Raw genomic sequence first — 20,396 nt, forward strand, 5'->3', positions numbered from 1 at the left:
AGGTCGCCCAAGAACCGTTCAGCTGGAAAGACACCTCGTGCAGCTAAGGAGTCGAGCCGCCCAGGTTCTGGGCGTCCGACAAGACTCTCTCCTGCCCACCGTCAGCAACGACGGGCGCAGAGCCGTCGTCGGGGAAGAACGTGTCGGCGATCCGGGCGAGCTCGGCGCCGCTCAGCTGAGGCGGTTTCCAGCCGCGGCCACGTGCGTGGTCGACGAAGCGGGCGTCCAGGGGAACGTGGTAGTGCTCGGCGGGTGAGCCCGGACACCTGCTCGGCGAAGGTCTTGCGCGGACAGGACTGCTCCGCGCAGACGAACCGACGCACCCGTAACGACACCACGACGAACTTGCCGACCGCTGGCAGATCACGGGGAAATCGCAGGTAGGAACCGTGTATTCGGCCCGACCAGCACCCGCATCCCGGGCAGGCCGCCCGCCCCACGGTCGTCCGAGCCTCGACCCGGACGACCGAGTCGGTCACCTCGACCGACTCCACGGACACGCCATCCACCGAGGAGAACATCAACTCATCCAGCTGCGGCCGTACTTCGTTCACGGCGCAGCACTGTCGACCACACCGCATTCCGGCCGGGCGATTTTCGGGCGACCTCAGCCGCCGTCACACGAAGATCAACAGTGACGCTGCGTACGTGATCACAAGAAGTGGACCAGAGCCCGCACTCTGAGATACAAAGCCAGCTGGTGAGCTTGCTAATCGACTGTTGTGTATTCCTTGGTGATTGAGGGGCCGTGTGACCGTGTGTGGTCGCAGGGAGCGTGGTGGCTCAGGCGCCTCCGGCCTGCAAGTTCTATGACCGCGTAGGGACATGGGCGGCTGGCGCCGCCGCCGCGCGCCGATGTGCCACCTGTGCACCCGTGCGCGGGGCGCTCTCTACGTGCCTGCTGGGCACGCTAATGAGAGTCGGCTTCACCTGCGTCCAGCGGCAGGAGGTTTGGGCATGGCAGCACCGCGCATGACTCGGCGACACAGAGGGATCCTCCGGAGAATAGGCGTACTGGCGGCTTCGGTGGGGCGCGGGCGACGGGCGTGGACCGGGGTACGGTCCGGGGTCCGGACGAGGTGGCTCCTGCTGTGCGTCTGCCTGATCACGAGTGCCTTCGGCTCCAGCACAACATCGATGGCCGCTGCCACCAAGCCGTCGGCCCAGCAATGCGACGACGTGCCGACCGGCGTCGCCGCCCACGATCACTGGCTGAGGTTCAGGGTGCCACCCGGGCTCATGCCGGACCCTCAGTTCGACGGGCGCCCGGCGAGGATCCAGGTGCATCGCGTCCAGCCGGTGTACGCGAACGGCAAATGCCCAGGAGTGCCCAACAGGGCCGCAGTGCTGATCCACGGCCGCAGCGTCACCGCCTCGCCCTCCTTCGATCTGCGCCACCCGGCCCCGGAGGGTGCCTCGCTCAGCGTGCAGGACGGACTCGCGCGGGCGGGAATCGACACCTTCGCCCCGAGCCTGCTCGGCTACGGCCGCTCGACGCGCTTCGACGAGGGCCTGAACGATCCCGGCAACGCGAGCCTCAGGCCTTACCTCGCGGACGGCACCTGTCCGCACCCTGAGGGGTGCGACCGCACCCACAACCCGATCTTCCCGCTCGATCAGCAGAGGACGCTGCTCTTCACCAATCCGCTGGGCGGGGAGAGGCGCGCACACTCAAGCAACCACCGCTTCGCGAGCACCGACGTCTGGGTACGCGATATCCGCCAGGTCATCGACGACGCCATCACGCGCGCGCAGCCGACGGACGGCAAGGTCACCCTGCTCGGCTATTCGCTCGGCGGGCCGCGCGTCGGGCGGACGCTGTACGCAGCCAACCCCAACCCGCTCCTCCCCGGAAGCGCCGACGTCATCGCGAAGGTCAATCGTGCCGTGTTCATGTCGTCGCTCTTCGGTGGACCGACCGAGGAGACGACGCCCCCGACGGGCTTCGTCACGTTCCCGCTGACGCTTGACCGCCGCCCGGGGGCACCGGTGCTGCCACCGAATCGCGAGGCTCTGTGCACCGGGCGGGTCGTCCCCGGCAGCCAGGATCAGTTCTGGGAGCAGATCATGGAGCAGGACACCGAGGGGCGGAACTGGGGAGGGGACGATCCCGGCAACCCGACCGGTCTCAACCGCTCGCCGACGTTCTCCAGCTACGGCTGGAACACCGCCGTCGCGGGGCAGCTGACCCCGCCCACGCTGGTCATCCACGGTCTCGACGATGCCACCGCGCCGCCGGCCAACGCGCCCGCCATCTACAACGCGCTCCCGGCGTCGATGACGAACAAGGTGCTCGTGCAGGTCGAGTGCGCAAGCCACCAGATGCAGATGGAGGGCTGCACCGGCCCGCGCTGCACACCGGAGTCCGGAACGCCCTACGGCGGACGCCCCGGCGAACCGTGGGCCGGCCCGCATGCCACGGTCAAGGCGGCGCTGATCGAGTGGATCAGGAGCGGGACCTTCGACGGCGCCGCGAACGGACAGTTCACCGTCGACGAAAGCGGTGTGGCCAGCGCCAGCCCATAGAGAACAGAAGCACCCCCCCTGCGGGCCACCTACGACGCTCATCCCGGCCAACTCGACCGCTCACGGGCCAGATCTGGAACCTCAGCCACACGTGTTGTGACGAGCGTCCTAGTGGCCACTGAGCGTCGTAGTTGGTCGGCTGAGCGTTCGGCTTCCGTCCAGACATAGCGGGCGGGTTTCGTTGTCCGGGGCCTGGACTGCAGACCAGACGAACAGTGCGGTCTCCAGGCCTTCGCGGCCGACGGCGAGGAAGGCGGTCGCCACCAGCGCGCCGCTGCCGATGGCCAGGGCTTGGTTCGAGCTTTCCGTGCAGCTCGGCCCTCAGATGCCGGGCGGTACGGCGCATCCAGAAAACCATCCAGGTCACCAGGGCCACGGCGATGATGGACAGACCGCCGCCGAACATCTCCTGAGCCTCGAAGGTCAGTTGGGTGGAGCCGAACTGCCGCACCGCACCCACACTCCGGCTGAGGGCGACCGCGATGCCCACGCCGAGCCAGATCGGTGGCAGCTTGCTCCGGTTGCCGGACTTGACCAGGTAGGCGACCAGGATGCAGACGACGAGGCTGGCTTCAAGGCCCTCCACGCAGACCGATGGGGTAGTTGGCGAACACACGGTCTCCTTGCGGGACGGGCTCAGGACTGGCCGTTGATGAAGCCGATCAGGCTGGCTCCTCACCAGCCGAACTGGCTGACGGTGGCGGCGACACCCGATTGGACGAGGAGGCTGCGTGGCACCCGCTGGTCCCGGTACCGGTCGAGGTGCGGGCCGAGTCGGTGGGCGTACAGGCCGTTGAGGGTGATGGCCAGGACGAGTCCGCCTGTGACCTGGGTCAGCGTGGAGGTCAGGTCTGGGTTGAGGAACAAGCCGGTGGTCACCAGCCCGGCCAGTCCGAGCCAGATCGGGACCTGGAGGGTGCAGGCAGTGTTCAGGATGTCGGCCAGGCGGTGGCGTCCCTGCAGCCACAGGACGGCGAACCAGCCCACGGCGAGTACGGCGCCCAGTCCGACGACGAGTGCCGCGACATGCAGAAAGCGGGCGACGGTCTGCAGCGTCGGATCGGCGTGGACGCGACCGGACATCCAGCAGACGGCGGCCAGGGCGGCGCAGCTCAACAGCCCCGCGGCGGCCAGAACCGAAAGCGGCGTGTGCGCGGCCTCGGTGTGCTCCCGGGCTTGGTCGCCGACGGCCGCCGACTGCTCCGTCTCCCAGGCATGCGTAGAGATCGCAGCGGCCATGGGTCTGTCGGAGATCACGGTCACGGTCAGCTCTTGGCTTCACCTCGACGCCTGCGAACGTGGCGGTGACCGTCTCGCTCGGCGCGGGCTTCTCGCCGCTGGCGCCGTGCCGCAGGAAGGTCGGCGGCTGCAGCGTGGCGCGCAGGGTGTACTTACCGGCCGTGGTGATGGAGAAGCTATTCGCGTAGGGGAAGAACCAGGCGTGGTAGAGGTTCAGGTCCTGGGCCTGAACGACCTTGCCCTTGGCGTCGACGATCTCGAGCTTGATCGGAACGTTCGGCACGATACGGCCGGTTTCGGCCGCCATCGGAATGATCTCAATGTGGTGCGTCTCGTTCTTCGCCGGGTCACGGTTGACGAGCCTCCCGTGGGTGCCATGCTCGCCCTGGAACCACGGCTCGGCAGCCTCCACGGAAGCGGGCACCGACAGAATTCTCCTCCCCGGTGCCCGGGTTCGCGTGACAGGGGCCTCTGGCATCGGGCCGGGACCTGACCTGTTGGTCAAGCTGCCGCGAGTTGCCGAACGTCTCTTCCTCACATGCATAGGGGCGTCCACGCACCCTTTCCAAGGCGCTGGTGCTTGAGCCAGGTCTAAGCAGAGACTCTGCCGGCCGGCTTTGCCTGAGGCACCGTCGGTCGCGAGTTGAGGTTCCTGTGTCAACTTCGCTTCCTGCCACGGCACTTGCGGGCCGCCGAACGGTCGGATCGCGTCGTTGTCCGGTCGTCAGAGGTCAGTCCCGAAGAGTGCCTTCTCACGTGAAGGCGGCGCGCCTACGGTCCGGACACCGAGGCGGGTCGGCCGGCACCGGCCCGCGCAGTCGAAGTCAGGCAATTGGGAGGCGTTGTGGCGAGTGTGGAAGTGTCGTTGAAGGAGATGATGGCCGGGGTCGAGGGAGCCCTGGGAGCTGCCGTTGTCGACTACACCAGTGGAATGGCGCTGGGCACGCTCGGTGGGGGCAAGGATCTGGACCTGACCGTTGCCGCGGCCGGCAACACGGATGTCATCCGGGCCAAGGTCCGCACCATGGAGCAGTTGGGTCTCAAGGGTCAGATCGAGGACATCCTGATCACGCTGGAGCGCCAGTACCACGTGATCCGCCTGGTAACCGGTCGTACCGGCAACGGGCTGTTCCTGTACCTCGTCCTCGACAGGGCCAATTCGAATCTGGCGATGGCCCGCCATCAACTCAAGCGTGTGGAGGAGGCGATCGAGATCTAGCCCGCCCGAGAACGCTGGGGGCCACGCCTGCCCATCATGTGAAGACTTCTTCAAGTCACCACATCAGTATGGTGTCAAGGTGCGTTCCTGCTGAGTCCGAGACGTGAAGGATCGGGCATCCGAAGGCGGTCTGTGACGCAGCGGTGTCCTTCGATGCTGCCGCATCGCCGTGACCGCAGTCCCACCCACCCGAGCAGGAGCGAGCATCCATGCAGGCCCCCCTCTACCAGGTCAAGGCGGAGTTCTTCCGCATGCTCGGCCACCCCGTACGCATCAGGGTGCTGGAACTCCTCCAGCACGGGCCGGTGTCCGTACGGGACCTGCTGGCAGACATCGAGATAGAGCCGTCCAGCCTGTCGCAGCAGCTGGCCGTACTGCGGCGCTCCGGCATCGTGGTGTCCATGCGGGAGGGCTCCACCGTCCGCTACGCGCTCGCCGGAGGAGACGTCGCCGAACTCCTGCGTGCCGCCCGCCGGATCCTCACCGAACTCCTCGCCGGCCAGCACCAGCTCCTCACTGAGCTCCAGCAGGCCGAAGCCCCGGCCACCCTGCACACCACCAGTTGACTCCGGCACCGCATCGGACTGACAGAACCTGACTCGGCCTTTGGGGTCCGCCACCGTGTGCGGTGGAGCCGTCACCTGGTGGTGTGCAAGATCCGCCCACGGGCTTGCCTCGGCGCTGCAGTTCTCGGGCTGGTGCGTTTACCCACCACTCGATGGTGGTGCCGATGAGGCTTGCGGCGACGATGCGACGGAGGTTCGCGGGTATCGCTCGACCAGCGCGACCTGTCCGGCCTGCTCGGTAGCGGGCTGGTTGTCGATGTCGGTGAGATAGGGGGCGGCGAAGCCGTGGTAGTCCGCTTTACGCTCGGCTGGTAGATCCTTCCAGCCGGTGATGCGGTCACGGCAGCGCGGTGAGCCGCACTGGCAGTGGGCGGCGAAGTGATCGACGGAGTAATTCCGCATGGCATAGTCGAAAGTGATCTCCTGGCCTGCTGTGATGGGCCGGCGGGCGATGAGGTCGTGGGCGCCGCTGGCGTTGAGGCGGATTCCGCAGTTCGGTTCGCAGGAGTGGTTCACCTTGGGGATGAGCCCGCCGTGCAGCACGAATCGTCTCTCGCCGACCTGGGAGGCATGGGAGTGGTTGTGGTCCAGCTCGCGGTCGATGACACCGACCATCACTGTGTTGCCGACCTGGAAGGAACGGGTGGCGAACACGCCTTCCCCCGTTGCGTCGGTTCGCTGGAGTTCGTAGCCGTCGTTCACGCTGCCTGCTCTCTCAAGGATCAGCTCTACCCGCTAGCCGATCACGGATGAAGCGGGCGTTCCCCACGCCGGGGACCATCCGCAAGGCATCGCACGAATGATCGATTCCGATTGATCGTCTGCAAGATACCCAACTGGCGCGACACCTCACGACGCCACTTTGCGCCTGATGTGCCGCCCATCGGCAAAGGCCGAATCGAGACGGCCAGACGCATCAGCGGCTGGTCGGACTACGCAGTCGGCCCGGGCGTTCAACGCGGGTCCACTCAGCGGGGACGCACCGCAGCCATCCGTCACCGTGTCCTCTGCTTGTTGCATCGGCTGGGCCCGATGTGACTCGAGCTTGGTCGCTCGCCCAGCGTGAGGCTTTCGCGACACTGTCACGCTTCCGGTCGGAGTGCGACGAGTGTCTGAGTGAACGCGGGAATGTCCTGTTCGCGTCGTGTGGCGAGCCGCTGTGGCGGACGGACATGTCGACTTCCTGATCGTTCATCGGGCCGAGAGCATAGGGGTGTTCATCCGGCGGCGACTCGTCCGGCTGATCTTTGCATCGATTACATCCCATAAGCTCCGTTTGCGGCTATGACGATCAAGGCCCCATTCCGTGGCCTCATCTCTGACCCGTCGACATCGGGAGAGCGCGATGCCCATCCCCGCAATCGATCACCAGACGAAGACCTACAATCTGCAGCACGCCTACTGGATGTGCCGGGCTTCCGAGCTCGCCTACAAGGACGAGGCCGCCATCGAGGCCCAGGCCGAGCACTGGGGTTTCGATCGGGTCCATCACCACCACTCGGCGTTCACGCCGCCCTTCCCCCTCCAGGACACGCAGGCGTACACCATGGCGAGCGAGAACATGATCGTCCTCGCCTTCCGGGGGACCGAGCCGACGAACATCAAGGACTGGCTCTCGGACATCACCACGCCGCCGTGGCCCGGCCCGGCGAACAAAGGGTTCGTTCACTACGGCTTCGGTGAGGCCCTGGACTCGGTCTTTCCGCAGGTCAAGAAAGTGCTGGAGGCGTCGCGGACCAACGGTCAGACGGTGTGGATCACCGGGCACAGCCTTGGGGGCGCTCTCGCCATGCTGGCCGGCGCGCGGCTGCACTTCGAGGAGCCGAGTCTGCTGGCCGACGGCATCATCACCTTCGGTCAGCCTCGCGTGTGCGACCGGGTGCTTGCCGCCGCCTGTGACAAGGCGTTCGCCAAGCGCACGCACCGCTTCGTGAACAACAACGACGTCGTGCCCCACCTGCCGCCCGAGCCCGCCTACACGCACACCCAACTGCTGCGCTACATCGACTCCGCCGGCAAGCTTCGCGAATCCATGCCTCTGCTGAGTGGGCTGACCGACCGGGCCAAGGGCCTGACGGCCGACCTCCTCGCCCCGGGAAGCGACGGCATCAGGGACCACTTCATCTTCAACTACATCGACGTCATGGAGAAGAATCTGGCCCGGAGTTGAGCTGGCCAGCGGCTGCTGTCGAGTGCCGAGGCGCCACGCTTCTACAACACGGCCCTGCGCCACCCTCCCCGCGAGCACCAGGCCGCCCGGGCCTGAGCCGCCCGTGGCGGCCAGGTAGCCACAGGACGGCGTGGTTCATCACGCAGACCAGCTCCGGTGCCTGCGCGGCGACGGGATGGAAGGGGCTTCGGCGCCGAGTGCTTCCGGGGAGACCCGCTTCCCGGAAGCACTCGTCTTCGGCCACATCTTGCTCGCGGCGGCCGGTTTGGTCGTCTGGACCGTCTACCTCGTCGCCGACCGGGACGGCCTGGCATGGACGTCCCTCGGAATCCTCGTCGCCGTGGCCCTGCCCGGCCGCCCTGGATCCACCGGCGAACAACGGGTACAGGCCACCCGAGACCGCCGCGCCGCTGACCGAACCGTCACCGCCCGGGCCCGAGCCAACGCCGCCACCCTGCGCCAGCTCGTCGGCCAGATCACCGCACTCACGACCTCCCCACCGCTGCCCGGACCGCACTCGGCGAGCTCACCGTCGCCATCGCTGAAAACGACCCGACTGCCCTCTTCGCCCCTCTGGAGGGCACGCACCTCTACTCGCATCCGGCCACCCCGTCCGGCTGTGCGATGGGGGTTCGGCAGGCAAGCGTCGCCTGGCGGTCACCTCCTCCCGCAGTCGGACGCGGCACCTGCGGTTTCATGCTGGCGCAGTCGTTTATGAGAGGCGCGATTACGTGGTGTGCAGGGGTTCCTTGAAGGACTTGCGGAACACCGGCCCGGCGAAGGGAATGATCGAGGACATCATCTTTGACTTGAACGAGGTGGGGTGCCGTTCGAGTCTGACGTCGACGCGGGTTCCGTTATCTGTGGGAGTCATCTGAAACTGCCAGCCCCCCGAGCCGAAGGGCACCGAGTCGCGAGTGGTGACGGTGACCGTGTTCGTCGGGGGGTCCCATTCGTAGCGTGCGCGCTCCCAGGACTTGTCGTTGCCCTCGGTCACCTCTGCCCAGGTATCGCCCCGCTCGTGAACCTGGAAGTGCTCGGCGTCGATGGAGGGCCACTCCTCGATGCGGGAGGGGCTGAAGTTTGTCAGTACGCCCATCACCTCGTCCGGGCTCATCGAGGAGTTCACGTGGAAGTGTAGGGATGGCATGACCCACTCCCTGGTTCGAGATGACTGTTGTCTGTCAGCGGCCTTGGTACGCATCCAGCGGGGTGCCTGGCTCGCTTCGCCGATGCTGGTTCGCACACCCGGCCCTGCGGAGGTGCAGTGCCTTGGCCTCGTAGGGCCTACTTGGCAGGCTCAGTGACCGAAACGCTCCATCTTTCAGAATGCACCTCTGCCCGGCACTGCGCATCGGCAGGTTCCTGGGGCCCGCACCTGTGTGATCGTGTCCGGGACCAGGGGCGTTCCCGCGGAGTGAAGAAAGGTGCGCGTCGCGGCAAGCGAACTGATTATCCGCGACTGGCCGCGAAGCCGGGTGGGGATCGTGGAAATGCAGACTTTGGGCATGCCGGAGAGCATTCGTTCGCGCGCCTCGGCCTCTTGTGCTGTAGGAGCACCTCGGTAAGTCACCTGGCGAAGGGCGATGCGGTCACGACGGCAGTTCGGTCCCGGCCCGCTTACGCACCATGTACTGGGCGTACCAGTCCGGCCAGTTCGGGTCCTCCGCACCGATGCGTGCCTCGTGCGCCCCGTGCGCGGTCGCGGCGCGGCGCAGCGTGCTCGCCAGGTCCTCTGTGGAGGCGAACGTCGTGTTCGCGGGATCGAGGCGTCCCGGGAGTCGCGTGGTGACCTCCTGTAGGAGCCAGCCATTGCCGTCAGGGTCGCCGAAGGACAGGAACGAGCCATAGCTCGTGCGCTGTGGATCCGGCCCTGGAGCCCGGCCGTCTGTACCGGCGTGGTGGAAGACGCCGCCGACGTCGTGGAACACCTCGCTGGGCTCGGCGCCGAGCCGTTTCAGCTCATCGTATGCGGCGTTGATGTCGTCCACGATCAGCTGCAGGCCCTGAGCCGAGCCCGGCGTCTGGGACGTGACGGAGGTGCCGAAGATGACCGACGCCGGCGAGCCCGGCGGCGTCATCTGCACCACCCGGAAGTTCTCGTCCGGGGCGATGTCCGCGTCCAGCCTCCAGCCCAACTGCGTGTAAAAGCCCTTGGCCCGGTCGACGTCGGACACCGGCAGCACCACGACTTCGAGTTTCATGTCCATGACTGACGCCTCCTGCGCTCGTGCAAGATGCCGACATGACGAGACTCGCACGGCCGGACGCGAGCCGCGCCCGGGAATCCGGTTGCGGCGGCCCGGACCACGCCGGGGCAGCTGTCGGAGGGAGTCGACGGCCAGGGGGCTTGGGCGGCGATGCGGGCCACGCGCTCGGCGGGCCGGCCTGGCCGAACACCTCCGGAGCTCCGCGCCGACTGACGTGATCGTGGGCTCACGAGCCTGGTCGCCGGTCCAGAAGCAACCCCACACCCATCAGCAGGGAGCCGTGGCGGGCAGGGCATCGGCCGTGGCGGGCAGACAGGCAGCTTACGGTCTCTGGCCGACGGCCCCGATGCCGAGTCGGCTGAGCAGCCAGAAGGTCATTGCGGTGCCGGTGCCGTAGGCGACGTGCGCGCCGAAATCCCAGGCCACGATCTTGGGGTCGTACTGCCAGATCGGCTTGTAGAGCCCTGCGATCGGCAAGGTGACGTAGTCGCTTGCGAACACTGCGGCACCGAAAGGCACGCCGTACACGGGAGAGGGCCTGGGCAGTGATCCGGCCACGATGGCGTAGACCGCGCCCGCCGCTGACCCGTAGGCCCAGTGAGCTACGGTGCTCGTGAGCCCGTCGTGGTGTCGATGTTCTTGCTTCGGCGAGGGGCACCATGTGGTCGATGTCGAGACTGCCCGCCGACGTCACGACGGTAGCGCCATAGCACGAGAACCAGCTCCCGCCGGTCAGACGGCAGCCAGGCCCGACCGCGGGCGGGTCGACCGCCTCATGGATGAGGACCTCAGAGCGTGCACTGCAGCCGTCGACCGGGTTGTCGCCTGCGTTCCAGTGGCGGAATTTGTTCCGGTCGTAGCCGTCGCGAGACTCGGTGGCCACGGGCAGGCTGGCGACGGCTTCGCTTAAGGGCAAGGTCTCGGCGGCCTAGGGGCGTGCTTGAGGATGTCCGAGCCGCCGGACGCGCAGGTCGGTCGCCTGAGCCTCTCGTGAGACGGCTACGCCGAGGGCGGACCTGCGCTCGGGGGCCCTGGTGTTCTCCGGCAGGCCAAGTCCGCTCGCATCCAGGATTTTCAGTCGACGAGATCCAGTGCAGCGGCGACGATGCTGTCGGCGTCGATGCCGTGGTAGCGGTGAACGTCCTCGACTGCGCCGGACTGGCCGAACTGTGTCACGCCGAGAGTCGTGACGGGCACGTTCTGGACCGTGCCCAGGAAGGCCAGGGTATGGGGGTGGCCGTCGAGGACGGTGACCAGGGGCGTGGCCCGTTCGGCGGGGAGGACTTGATCGAGGATCCAGCTCTGGTCCTTCGCCAGGCCACGCCGGGCCTGAAGGGCGCGGAAGAGCAGGTCCGGACTGGTCACACACACCACGTCGACGCCGTAGCCGAGGGCGGTGAGCCGGTCGGCGGCGGCCAGGGACTCCGGGACCAGGGCACCCATCGCTGCCAGGGTCACCGCCGGCTTCTCGTGCTGGCGCAGCCGGTACGCGCCGGCCGCCACGTGCCGTCGGCGGCGCTCACGCGCGACCGGATCACTCGGCACAGCGGCCAGGGACTGGTCGACGGGCCGGGTGGACAACCGCAGATATGCCGAGCTCCCGTCCGGATGGCCGAGATTGCCGAGTGCGGCCAGCAGACACCATTCGGTGTCGAGGGCGAACGCGGGCTCGTAGGTGACGCAGCCGGGCTGCTCGATACCCAGGGACGGTGTGGTGATGGACTGGTGCGCGCCGCCCTCCGGGGCGAGGGTGACACCGGACGGGGTGCCGACCAGGATCGACTGTCCGCCGGCGTAGATGCCGAACGACCAGGGCTCCAGTGCCCTGGTGACGAAGGGGTCGTAGACCACGCCGATTGGCAGCAGCGGCTGGCCCCACCGGCTCCAGGTGGCGCCGAGCTCGCCGAGCACGCCGACCAGGTTGGTCTCGGCGATGCCGAGTTCCACATGCTGGCCTGTCGGCTGCTCACGCCAGTGCAGGATCGTCTCGGCGTCATCGGCGAACCAGTTGGGGCGCTCGCTCGGCGACCACACGCCCACCTTGTTGAGCCAGCCGCCGAGGTTGGTGGAGGAGCTGACGTCCGGACTGACGGTGACGATCCGGCCCGCTGCCTCCGGAGCCTGGCGGGTGAGGTCCAGCAGGACGCGCCCGAGGGCCTGCTGGGTGTTGCCTGTGCCGGCCGGTGGGGTGCGGCCGAGATCTGCGGGGACCGCGGGAGCCTGCTGCAGCGCGTGTCCAGGGCGGCGCAGCCGCTGGGCGGCCGACCTGCACAGGGCCGCTTCTGCCGAGCCGGCGGCGAAAACGGCCCACGGATGGTTCGAATCCGTTCCCAGGCTGTCGGCGAGGGCCCGCATCTGATCGGCGGTCAGCAGCGAGGAGTGGTTTTGCGGGTGGCCCTCGGTGGGCAGCCTGTAGCCCTTGACGGTGTAGGCGAAGATCACAGTCGGACGGGTGTCGTCCACGGCGTCGAAGGCGTCCGTCAGAGCGGCGATGTCGTGGCCTCCCAGGTTGCGCAGCGCAGCCAGCAGGGAGGCATCGTCCAGGGACGCGATGAGTTCGGCTATGGGCTCCGCCGTGGAACTGGTGCCGGGCAGACGTTCGCGCAGCTGGTCGGCAGAACAGCGCAAAAGCCGCTGGTACTCGGGGTTGCCCATGCTGTCGATACGGGCCCGCAGGGCCTCGCCACCAGGCCTGGCGAACAGCTCCAGCAGCAGATGCCCGTACTTGACGGTGAGCACCTGCCAGCCGGCCGCGGCGAGCATGCCCTGCAGTCTCTCCGCCGCGATGCCCGGCACCACCCGGTCCAGGGACTGCCGGTTCAGGTCGACGACCCACACCACCTCGCCCAGGCCCGGCACCATCGGGTCCTGGATCGCCTCCCAGATCGCGCCCTCGTCCAGCTCCGCGTCGCCGAGCAGGGAGTACTGCCGCCCGGTACCGACGCCACCGAAGCGCCCTTGCACGTACCGCCGGGCGAGCGCGCCCCACAAGGGAGCGGTGGCGCCGATGCCGACCGAACCGGTGGAATAGTCGACCGGGTCAGGGTCCTTGGACCGGCTGGGATAGCTCTGCAGGCCGCCGTACGCGCGCAGGGTGGTCAGGTAGGACGCGTCCAGCTCGCCCAGCAGGTAGTTGATGGCGTGCAGCACCGGTGAGGCATGAGGCTTGACCGACACCCGGTCCTGCGAGGTCAGCGCATGGAACCACAGCGCCGTCATGATCGAGGTCATCGAGGCGCTCGACGCCTGGTGACCGCCGACTTTCATCCCCGAGGGGTTCGGCCGCACCCGGTTGGCATGGTCGACAATCGCGGTCGCCAGCCACAGCACCCGCTGCTCAACCGCTTCCAGCACGGCGATCTCCTTCTCCCATTCAAGGGCCGAGCCGTTGCTGTCAGTTGTCCTCAGTCTCGAGTCCGAGACCACCACAGACCACCTCCGAGAGCCCGCCATGCCTGAGAGAATTGACTTTCTGCTCCATCAGTAGACGAACGATCCACAGTGAGCGCAAGATAGTTCCTTGCGATTGAGCAGTATGCTCAAAGTTGAGCGAGGATGGGACACGGAGATTGAGCACCATGAACAGTGCGCGAGCCCTGGACGCCACCGACGCGCGGATCCTGCTTGCCCTGGCCGCTGATCCGCGAGCCACCGTCGTCGCCCTGGCCGAGCAACTGGGACTGTCCCGCAACACCGTCCAGGCCCGGGTGGCCAAGCTGGAGCAGAGCGGCGCTCTGAGATCTTTCGAGTGTCGGATCACCCCGAAGGCATTGGGCTATCCGCTGACCGCGTTCGTCACCGCGCAGGTCGACCAGCGCCGGCTCGCTGACGTGTCCCAGGCGCTGGCGGAAATCGCCGAGGTCGTTGAGGTCTTCGGCCTGAGTGGTGAGACCGACCTGCTCGTCCGGGTGGTCGCCGCGGAGGCGGAGGACCTGTATCGGATCGCCGGGCAGATCCTTGCCATTCCCGGTATCGAACGCACCATCACTGCGCTGGCCATGCGTGAACTGGTGCCGCACCGTCTCACCGGGCTGCTGCACCGGGCCACCGTTCGGTAGAGAGCGTCAGCGGCGGGCGGCCAGCCGTGCCCGGCTCCACCGTGCTCAGGGCGCGTGCGGTGTCCGTCCTTGATGGGCCGGCCCTCTCGAATGCGATCCGTCCTGTCGAGCGGCAGCGCGGTCTCCGGGACTTCGGCGGCGCCGCGTCGCCGCCCGGAGACGACCCGCCGCTATGTGTTCACCGTAACCGCGGTGGACGCCAAGACACTCAGGTCAGCTCCGACGCGACACCCGCGCAAAGGGCAATGTCGCGGGCGCGGCAGCCCGCCTCCACGTCACCGCACCGGCGATGAGCCGCTCCCTGGGCCGCATCCGCAAGGCCACCGGTGACCAGATCCTGGTCCGCACCGGCCGCAGCATGGTCCCCACCACCCGCGCGCTGGCCATGCGCGCCCAGGTCCACGCCCTCGTGCAGCAGGCCCACCAACTTCTCTCCGCGCAGCAGGAACTCGAACTGGCGGGTCTGGACCGGGTGTTCACCGTGCGCTGGCACGACGCCCTGACCACCGCTTGCGGCACCGCCTTGACCATGGCCGTCCACCATCAGGCCCCGGCGTCCGGCTGCGCCTGTCCGCCGAACCCGGGACGGACGACGCCGAGCATCGCCGGGGTGAGGTCGACCTCGAGTCAAGCTCCAGCGCTCCGACGCTCCCCGACATCCGCCACCGCCTCGTCGGCAGGGACCGGCTGATCGTTGCCGTCCGTCCAGGCCACCCGCTCACCGAGGGCCCGCTGAGCCTCGAGCGCTACGCAGCCGCCGAACACCTCACCGTCTCGCGGCGCGGAAGCCTGCGCGACCCGATCGATGACGCCCTGACCACACGCGGCCTCGAACGACGCGTCGTCGCCGCCGGGCCCACCGCCGCCTTCGCCCTGCAACTCGCCCTCGACACCGCCCTGGTCGTCACCCTCCCGGACGCGGTCACCCGCACGGCTCGGAAACAACTCGGCCTGGCCACACTGCCGCTGCCACTCCCGCTGCCCGACGTCCCCCTGTACCTGCTGTGGCACCAGCGCTACGACAGCGACGGCGCCCACACCTGGCTGCGAGACCTGGCCACCGAAACCGTCCAGGCACTATTCGCACCACCGACCGCCTCTCAACAGCCCCTCACCAACCGGACCGGGCAGTGACGGATACGCCCGGGGAAAGGCCTGCGGCAGCTGAATCCCGTTCTCGTGAACGAACTGCTGTGCACAGTCGGGCGGTTGGGCCGTGATGCGCATCGTGGCGGTGGGCGGGCGTGGATGGTTACGCGGGTCGTGATCGGGGTGGAGACGACGGACTGGCTCAAGGTGGTCGGTCCGGCCGGGATGGCGTTCTACAGCACCTCTCGCGTGGCAGGCGGACGCGGCGGTGTGTCGCCTCAGGCCGGGTGCCCGCCGCCATCGCAGCAGCATCCCGTTTCTCTGCAGCCTGCTGGCCATGTCGGGGCGTGGTCAAAGTGTCCGGTCGGAATGGGTGTTGTCGGCCGTGAGGTGACACGTCGCCCCGACCGGACCGTCGACCAGGAGCCCCCGACCACGGTCACGATGGGGCCACAAGAGGCGTGGTCGGGTCTGGTCGGCCGGAGCGGGGACTCGACCACGGGGGTGCGCCGGCAGTTGGGAGCGTGCCACGGCCGAAGGTTCACTGGAGGGGTGGGGCGCGATGCGGCGGCCCGCGGGTGCGTCGCTTGTCCAGCCGGGTGCTGCGCATGGGGGTGGTTGAGAGGGTGCGCGCAGGGCGGTGAGTCGGGCGTCGAGGCTGCCTGGCCGCCCTCGCGGCTGCGGTCCGGCGCGAGTAGTGGAGGAAGGCCGGCGCCGCCTGCCCGCAGCCGGCGCGCCCTGGTGTCAGCGCCGGGTTGTCCTCTGCTGGTTGCTTTCCGTGTCGTCCTGACAGATGTCAGGACGACACGACGGGGCAGGCCGAGTACGTTCTCCCGCATGCCATAGAGCATCGGTGTGCGAGCCCACTGCTTACCGGAGGGCTCGCACACCGGGTCACCGGTGTGCACCGTGTCCGTTGTGCAAGTGCGGATTGTGACCGCGTTGCCCGGCGGCCGGCCCGGCGTCCGGACCAGTTCCTCGTTGCCTCTTGCTTCGTCAGGAAAGGAATGGCATGTCCCTATTGAAGCGCTACGCATCCCTCGCAGCTGCAGCCGTGGCTGTGTTGTCCGTGGGCTTGGCGGCACCGGCATCCGCGGAGACGACGCACACCCCGGCGGCCTTCGGTGAACAGGCCCGCGCCGCCGGCCTCAGCCGAGAGGACACCGAGGCCCTCCAGGCGAAGGTGGACCGCTACCTTGCCCGCCACGACGGACGGCAGGTCGCGGCGAATGAGATTGCCCTGGCCGACGGTGCCAAGCTGACCGTCACCGTTCCCGGCGAGAAGTACGTGCGTGAGCTGAGCACGTCGGCCGGAATCCGTGCCGCAGCGCAGTGGGAGTGCGACAACGAGTACTTCTGCATGTACCGCCAGCAATTGGGGATGGGTGACCGACTTGCCTTGTACTACTGCCAGGACTATGCGCTGCAGGACTGGACCGGCGAGGGCTCCTACTACAACCTCCAGACCCGTGGCACCCAGGCACTGTTCAAGAACCAGAACCGCAACGTCATCCACACCACGCCTGGCGCTCCCTATGGCAACCCGAGCTATGACTGGACCCCCGTCTGGTACGTCAGGCCCTGCTGATGTCTGTAGATGCCAGCCCGGCCCTCCAGGGTGCATTTGAGGTGTCTCGAGTTCCGTAGCCGCCGCTCTCGTGCGGTTCAGGCTTCGGCCGAGTACGTGGCACCCGATCATCCGCGAGGCGCTGCAGGGTCGCACCGGACCCACGGAACGAGGGCACCGAGACACTTCGCTGGGGCAGTGAAGCGGCCGGAGGCATTTTCGGGATGAGCGGCCACGGGCGCGCTCGTGCTCGGGGCAGGACTCGTGGCCGGGTCTTCCGGTGCGGCTCAGGCGGCGGCGTCGGACAGCACGGGAGGCAGGGCCGGTCACACCGACATCCCCGGCAGGCTCAGCGGCCAGGGTGTGGCGGGGCGGGAGCGCTGGTAACTCCTCCTCCAGCCAGGCGCGCACCTGCGCTTGCTGCGGCGCCGAGGCTGAAGCGCCAGGAGCGGACCGAGATGGTCAATGACGCGGTCGGCAGCGGACCTGGAGACGCCGAACAGCGGGGCGAGCTGACGCGCCGTCAAGTTCGTGCGGCAGTACGCCGTGACCAGCAGTGTCCTGTCTGTTGGCGGCAGGCTCCACGTCCTGCCCGGCGGGTGGCGTCGCCCCCCTCGCGACGCAGCGCCATCACCCGTCATGAACTGGCGCGGGCTCAGCCCGGAGAACGGGACTATCCAGAACGGCTCTGACGCCGTGATCACACCAGCCACCTCGAGATCATTCCACCGCGGCTGATCCCTCCCGCCCGTGAGGGCAGGGTCCGGACACGAAGGCAAGGACGTCGCGGACCGCTTCGCGCAGGCTGCCGAAGTGACGATGCACGCCGTCCACCGCCGTAGGGGCGTTGACACCCCATACCGTCATCCCGGCACGCAGCCCGGACTCCACCCCGGAAGGGGCGTCCTCGATGACCAGACAGTCCTCTGGTTCGGCACCAAGTCGCGCGGCTGCCTGCAGATACGGCACGGGCGACGGCTTGCCTTCCTCCACGGCGGCCGCATCCACGAGGACCTCCGGGACCGGCAAGCCCGTCCGTGCGAAGCGTCCACGCACCCGGTGCTCATAGTTCGAAGTCACCAGTGCCCAGGACCCGGGCTGCAGAGCACTCAGCAGCTCCGAGGCGCCACCGAAGGCCGTATAGGCGCCGGAGCGGACGTCCTCGTCCTCCAGCTCGTGCAGTGCAGCAAGGCACTCCCCGGGGTCCTGGTCCGGAGCAACCCGCGCGAAGGTCTCCATCGGCCTCGTCCGCAGCGCCACTCGGTAGACCTCATCGGGGTCCAGTCGGTATCGCTCCGCCCACGTTCGCCAAACCAGGCGCTGATTGTCCACGGCGTCGATCAACGTGCCATCAACATCGAACAGGACATACCTCATTGCACCGGACTGGCTGAGTTCACTGGTCACGCTTCGATCATGCCATCAGGCCCTGAGCAGGCAGTTTGCGGGACAAGTCTTACAACAGCCAACACAAAGCTGCCAGAGCGTGAGCGGCGCTTCCGGTACCCGGGCCGCAAGCCGCGGCCGGACCTCATACTCCGGCCGCCCGATCTCGGATGCCAGACAATCCCGACATGCCGTCATGGACCAGTGACATCTTCCTCGCCGCCGTCACCACTCTCTTCATCGGCTTGTTCGTCAATCCCTGCATTGAGGCAGGAAAGCCGCGAATTGAAGCCAAGAACAATCGAAAACGCCTCGCACACGAGGCTCGCGCCGAGTTCAGCAAACGAGTCCTGACCATCCTGTCGGCATGCGGACGACTCCAGAGCTCAGAGGTACCAGCCCGCGAACCGATTCCCCACGCCACTCCCCCCGGCTACGTTTCCGCACCGGTTCCATTCCCGGCCGGTCTTGCCTCCGACGGTGGCGGGAACAAGGACTTCAGTTATCCTCATTCTCGCTGGTCAGAGGTACTTTCCGCTTTCGTGATCACCAGTCGGTGCGCTCACCTCGTGAAAGCGCGAGGTTAGGGAACCGGTGTCGGCACCCTGGAGTGGGCGGCCGGTGGCGGGACGGTGCGCGGGGAGATCCCGCTCGGTGACCTCCTCGACCAACTCGTGGTTGAGCGCGGCGGCACAGGTCGCTCCCATCCGGGCCGCCGTGATCGCCTGGGCCCGGTGGATCAACCACGTTCCCGATGGCCCAGAGGCCGGGCGGCTGATGCGGCCGACGGGGCTGGTGCGCAGGAAGCCGTGCTCGTCCCTCTCGCAGCAAAGCCCTTCCAGGACACCACCGTTCGGGATCCTCCTCGGGAGGAGGAACACCCCTGCTGCCTGAAGTGTCCGTCCCTCGGCGAGTTCTACCCAGGAGTGCACCGCCGTCGGCGAGCAGTCCGGGCACCGGCCCTTCCATCACTTCGACTCCGCGGGCCCCGAGACAGCTCCGTCGCCGCTGGGAGCGACATGTCAACGAGCAACGCCCCCACCATCGGGCAGGGGCGTTGCTCGAGATGGTCTGATTCAGGGTGCCTTTTGGTCGGCGGGCTTCTCGATCTCGGTGGTCACCCGTGCCCCTCGGAAGAGCACCGGGAGCCACAGGAGACATGCCAGCAGGGGGACCGCGGCGTAGGTGGCCATGCCCACACTGGAGCCCAACCCGTCCATGAGCGCGCCGAGGATGAGATAGCCGATGCCGATGAGCGCCGACTCCACGAATGCGATCATCGACAGCAGGCTCGCCCGGTGGCGCGACGGCACGGCCTCGTTGAACACGTTGTCCACGATCACGGCGGTGATCTCCGGAATCCCGACCAGGACCAGGAACGCGGCGATGGTGACCCAGACAAGGCCGAGGCCGCTGAGGCCGAGCGCCGCAGCGAGCGTCAGGAGAGACACCGGGACTATGACCCGATACCCGATGCGCCGGTCCGCGCGGTCCGACAGCAGCGGAGTGAGCCCGCCAGCGAAGAATCCCGCCGATATGACCACGCTGACCAATGCGGTGCTCGCTCCCTGATCGGAGAGGGTCTTCTGCGCAAAGATGATGTACGGCGTCAATGTCGCATGCATCAATCCGGACACCACGACAAGCGTCACGAGTGCCGGCGTGGCGACCCGAAGCATCGCCCGCCATGCTGTGGCGTCGCCGTGCTCCTCGGCTCCGTCCTGTTCGTCCACTGCGTCCGCGCCGCGGATCTCGGGCACCCGTGACATCAGCACCACCACGGCCAGGACGAGGCACGCCGCCGAACCGACGTAGACGACTCCCCAGGAAAACTGCTGCAGTTGGCCGCCGAGGACGATGGCGACTCCCGAGGTGACCGTCCCGAGCATGGTGAACCGGGACTTGTTCTTGACGTAGCCGGCCGTTGCACCACGACGTACGAGCAGGTCGTACAGCAGGGCGGTGTCGGAACCTGACACACATGCCATGCCCACGCCCTGCCCCATGAACAGCGCCAGGAACACCCAGTAGTTGGAGAACGCCACCTGACCGAGCAGACATCCAGCTATCAGCAGCTGGCCGATCACGATGCTGGCACGCCTGCCGATTCGGTCGGCGATGACTCCCGTCGGCAACTCCGCAAGTCCGCTGACCAGGTAGAGCAGTGTCTGCAGCAGGGCCACTTGCGCGGCGGACAAGCCTCGCTGATAAAGGAAGAGGACGAATACGCCCCGCTGGAACAGCGAGTTGCTGAGCACGGCGTATACGTAGAACAGGCGCGTGATACTTCGTGCTGCATCGTCGACTGCAGCCGACCCGCCAAGGGCCTCCGTGGCGCCGGTCATGCTGCGGGCTCCCCCTGGTGA

The 20,396-nt window shown here is 67.6% G+C and carries 16 protein-coding genes and 4 pseudogenes; 8 read left to right on the forward strand and 12 right to left on the reverse strand.

Going from position 1 to position 20,396, the window contains the following annotated elements:
- Positions 1 to 101 precede the first annotated feature (101 nt).
- Positions 102 to 581 (reverse strand): transposase family protein, encoded by a 480-nt coding sequence (locus OG254_RS48230; RefSeq protein ID WP_405594491.1) that lies wholly within the window; start codon positions 579 to 581, stop codon positions 102 to 104.
- A 556-nt stretch (positions 582 to 1,137) separates the two neighbouring features.
- Here OG254_RS48230 and OG254_RS48235 point away from each other — a divergent pair.
- Positions 1,138 to 2,526, forward strand: a complete 1,389-nt coding sequence (locus tag OG254_RS48235; RefSeq protein WP_405594493.1) for an alpha/beta fold hydrolase — start codon at positions 1,138 to 1,140, stop codon at positions 2,524 to 2,526.
- A gap of 165 nt (positions 2,527 to 2,691) precedes the next feature.
- Here the strand turns inward: OG254_RS48235 and OG254_RS48240 are convergent.
- Together OG254_RS48240 and OG254_RS48245 are read right to left on the reverse strand one after the other, a co-directional pair.
- Positions 2,692 to 3,140: pseudogene (locus OG254_RS48240) on the reverse strand (FTR1 family protein); the annotation flags it as partial.
- Between the two features lie 61 nt (positions 3,141 to 3,201).
- The gene (locus OG254_RS48245) at positions 3,202 to 3,789 is read right to left on the reverse strand and encodes a hypothetical protein (RefSeq protein ID WP_405594496.1); all 588 of its coding nucleotides are present in this window, start codon (positions 3,787 to 3,789) and stop codon (positions 3,202 to 3,204) included.
- An 820-nt stretch (positions 3,790 to 4,609) separates the two neighbouring features.
- On the opposite strand from OG254_RS48245, the gene OG254_RS48250 reads away from it, so the two are divergent.
- Together OG254_RS48250 and OG254_RS48255 are read left to right on the forward strand one after the other, a co-directional pair.
- Positions 4,610 to 4,984, forward strand: coding sequence for a hypothetical protein (locus tag OG254_RS48250; protein ID WP_405594498.1), 375 nt, complete (start codon positions 4,610 to 4,612; stop codon positions 4,982 to 4,984).
- Between the two features lie 209 nt (positions 4,985 to 5,193).
- Entirely contained in the window at positions 5,194 to 5,550 is a 357-nt protein-coding gene (locus OG254_RS48255) for an ArsR/SmtB family transcription factor (protein ID WP_405594502.1), read from the forward strand.
- A gap of 138 nt (positions 5,551 to 5,688) precedes the next feature.
- On the opposite strand, the gene OG254_RS48260 is transcribed toward OG254_RS48255, so the two are convergent.
- Positions 5,689 to 6,252 (reverse strand): SET domain-containing protein-lysine N-methyltransferase, encoded by a 564-nt coding sequence (locus OG254_RS48260; protein ID WP_405594504.1) that lies wholly within the window; start codon positions 6,250 to 6,252, stop codon positions 5,689 to 5,691.
- 643 nt (positions 6,253 to 6,895) lie between these two features.
- On the opposite strand from OG254_RS48260, the gene OG254_RS48265 reads away from it, so the two are divergent.
- On the forward strand, positions 6,896 to 7,720 hold the full coding sequence (locus OG254_RS48265; RefSeq protein ID WP_405594506.1) for a lipase family protein: 825 nt from the start codon (positions 6,896 to 6,898) through the stop codon (positions 7,718 to 7,720).
- A gap of 727 nt (positions 7,721 to 8,447) precedes the next feature.
- On the opposite strand, the gene OG254_RS48270 is transcribed toward OG254_RS48265, so the two are convergent.
- The 5 genes and pseudogenes from OG254_RS48270 to OG254_RS48290 form a co-directional block, all read right to left on the reverse strand.
- Positions 8,448 to 8,870, reverse strand: a complete 423-nt coding sequence (locus tag OG254_RS48270; protein WP_405578305.1) for a hypothetical protein — start codon at positions 8,868 to 8,870, stop codon at positions 8,448 to 8,450.
- A gap of 442 nt (positions 8,871 to 9,312) precedes the next feature.
- Positions 9,313 to 9,930, reverse strand: a complete 618-nt coding sequence (locus OG254_RS48275; RefSeq protein WP_405594508.1) for a VOC family protein — start codon at positions 9,928 to 9,930, stop codon at positions 9,313 to 9,315.
- A gap of 321 nt (positions 9,931 to 10,251) precedes the next feature.
- Positions 10,252 to 10,431: a hypothetical protein gene (locus OG254_RS48280; protein ID WP_405594510.1), complete on the reverse strand. Its 180-nt coding sequence runs from the start codon at positions 10,429 to 10,431 to the stop codon at positions 10,252 to 10,254.
- A 139-nt stretch (positions 10,432 to 10,570) separates the two neighbouring features.
- A pseudogene (locus OG254_RS48285) lies at positions 10,571 to 10,858 on the reverse strand (HNH endonuclease); the annotation flags it as partial.
- A 146-nt stretch (positions 10,859 to 11,004) separates the two neighbouring features.
- Positions 11,005 to 13,383, reverse strand: coding sequence for a transketolase-like TK C-terminal-containing protein (locus tag OG254_RS48290; RefSeq protein ID WP_405594512.1), 2,379 nt, complete (start codon positions 13,381 to 13,383; stop codon positions 11,005 to 11,007).
- A gap of 125 nt (positions 13,384 to 13,508) precedes the next feature.
- Here OG254_RS48290 and OG254_RS48295 point away from each other — a divergent pair, with 125 nt between their 5' ends.
- From OG254_RS48295 to OG254_RS48305, 3 genes and pseudogenes are all read left to right on the forward strand, one after another.
- A complete protein-coding gene (locus OG254_RS48295; protein WP_405594514.1) occupies positions 13,509 to 13,988 on the forward strand; it encodes an Lrp/AsnC family transcriptional regulator in 480 nt (159 codons plus the stop codon).
- A 238-nt stretch (positions 13,989 to 14,226) separates the two neighbouring features.
- A pseudogene (locus tag OG254_RS48300) lies at positions 14,227 to 15,122 on the forward strand (LysR family transcriptional regulator); the annotation flags it as partial.
- Between the two features lie 1,009 nt (positions 15,123 to 16,131).
- Positions 16,132 to 16,665, forward strand: coding sequence for a hypothetical protein (locus tag OG254_RS48305; RefSeq protein WP_405594516.1), 534 nt, complete (start codon positions 16,132 to 16,134; stop codon positions 16,663 to 16,665).
- A gap of 401 nt (positions 16,666 to 17,066) precedes the next feature.
- Here the strand turns inward: OG254_RS48305 and OG254_RS48310 are convergent.
- A pseudogene (locus OG254_RS48310) lies at positions 17,067 to 17,357 on the reverse strand (transposase family protein); the annotation flags it as partial.
- Between the two features lie 7 nt (positions 17,358 to 17,364).
- Positions 17,365 to 18,021 (reverse strand): HAD-IA family hydrolase, encoded by a 657-nt coding sequence (locus tag OG254_RS48315; protein ID WP_405595636.1) that lies wholly within the window; start codon positions 18,019 to 18,021, stop codon positions 17,365 to 17,367.
- A gap of 197 nt (positions 18,022 to 18,218) precedes the next feature.
- On the opposite strand from OG254_RS48315, the gene OG254_RS48320 reads away from it, so the two are divergent.
- Positions 18,219 to 18,617 carry a hypothetical protein gene (locus OG254_RS48320; protein WP_405594518.1) on the forward strand — a complete coding sequence of 133 codons (399 nt, stop codon included), beginning with the start codon at positions 18,219 to 18,221 and terminating at the stop codon, positions 18,615 to 18,617.
- Positions 18,618 to 19,106: 489 nt separating this feature from the next.
- Here the strand turns inward: OG254_RS48320 and OG254_RS48325 are convergent, their stop codons facing one another.
- A complete protein-coding gene (locus OG254_RS48325; protein ID WP_405594521.1) occupies positions 19,107 to 20,375 on the reverse strand; it encodes an MFS transporter in 1,269 nt (422 codons plus the stop codon).
- Positions 20,376 to 20,396 lie beyond the last annotated feature (21 nt).

Origin of the sequence: Streptomyces sp. NBC_01092 (assembly GCF_045039535.1) — a bacterium.
Classification (GTDB): domain Bacteria; phylum Actinomycetota; class Actinomycetes; order Streptomycetales; family Streptomycetaceae; genus Streptomyces.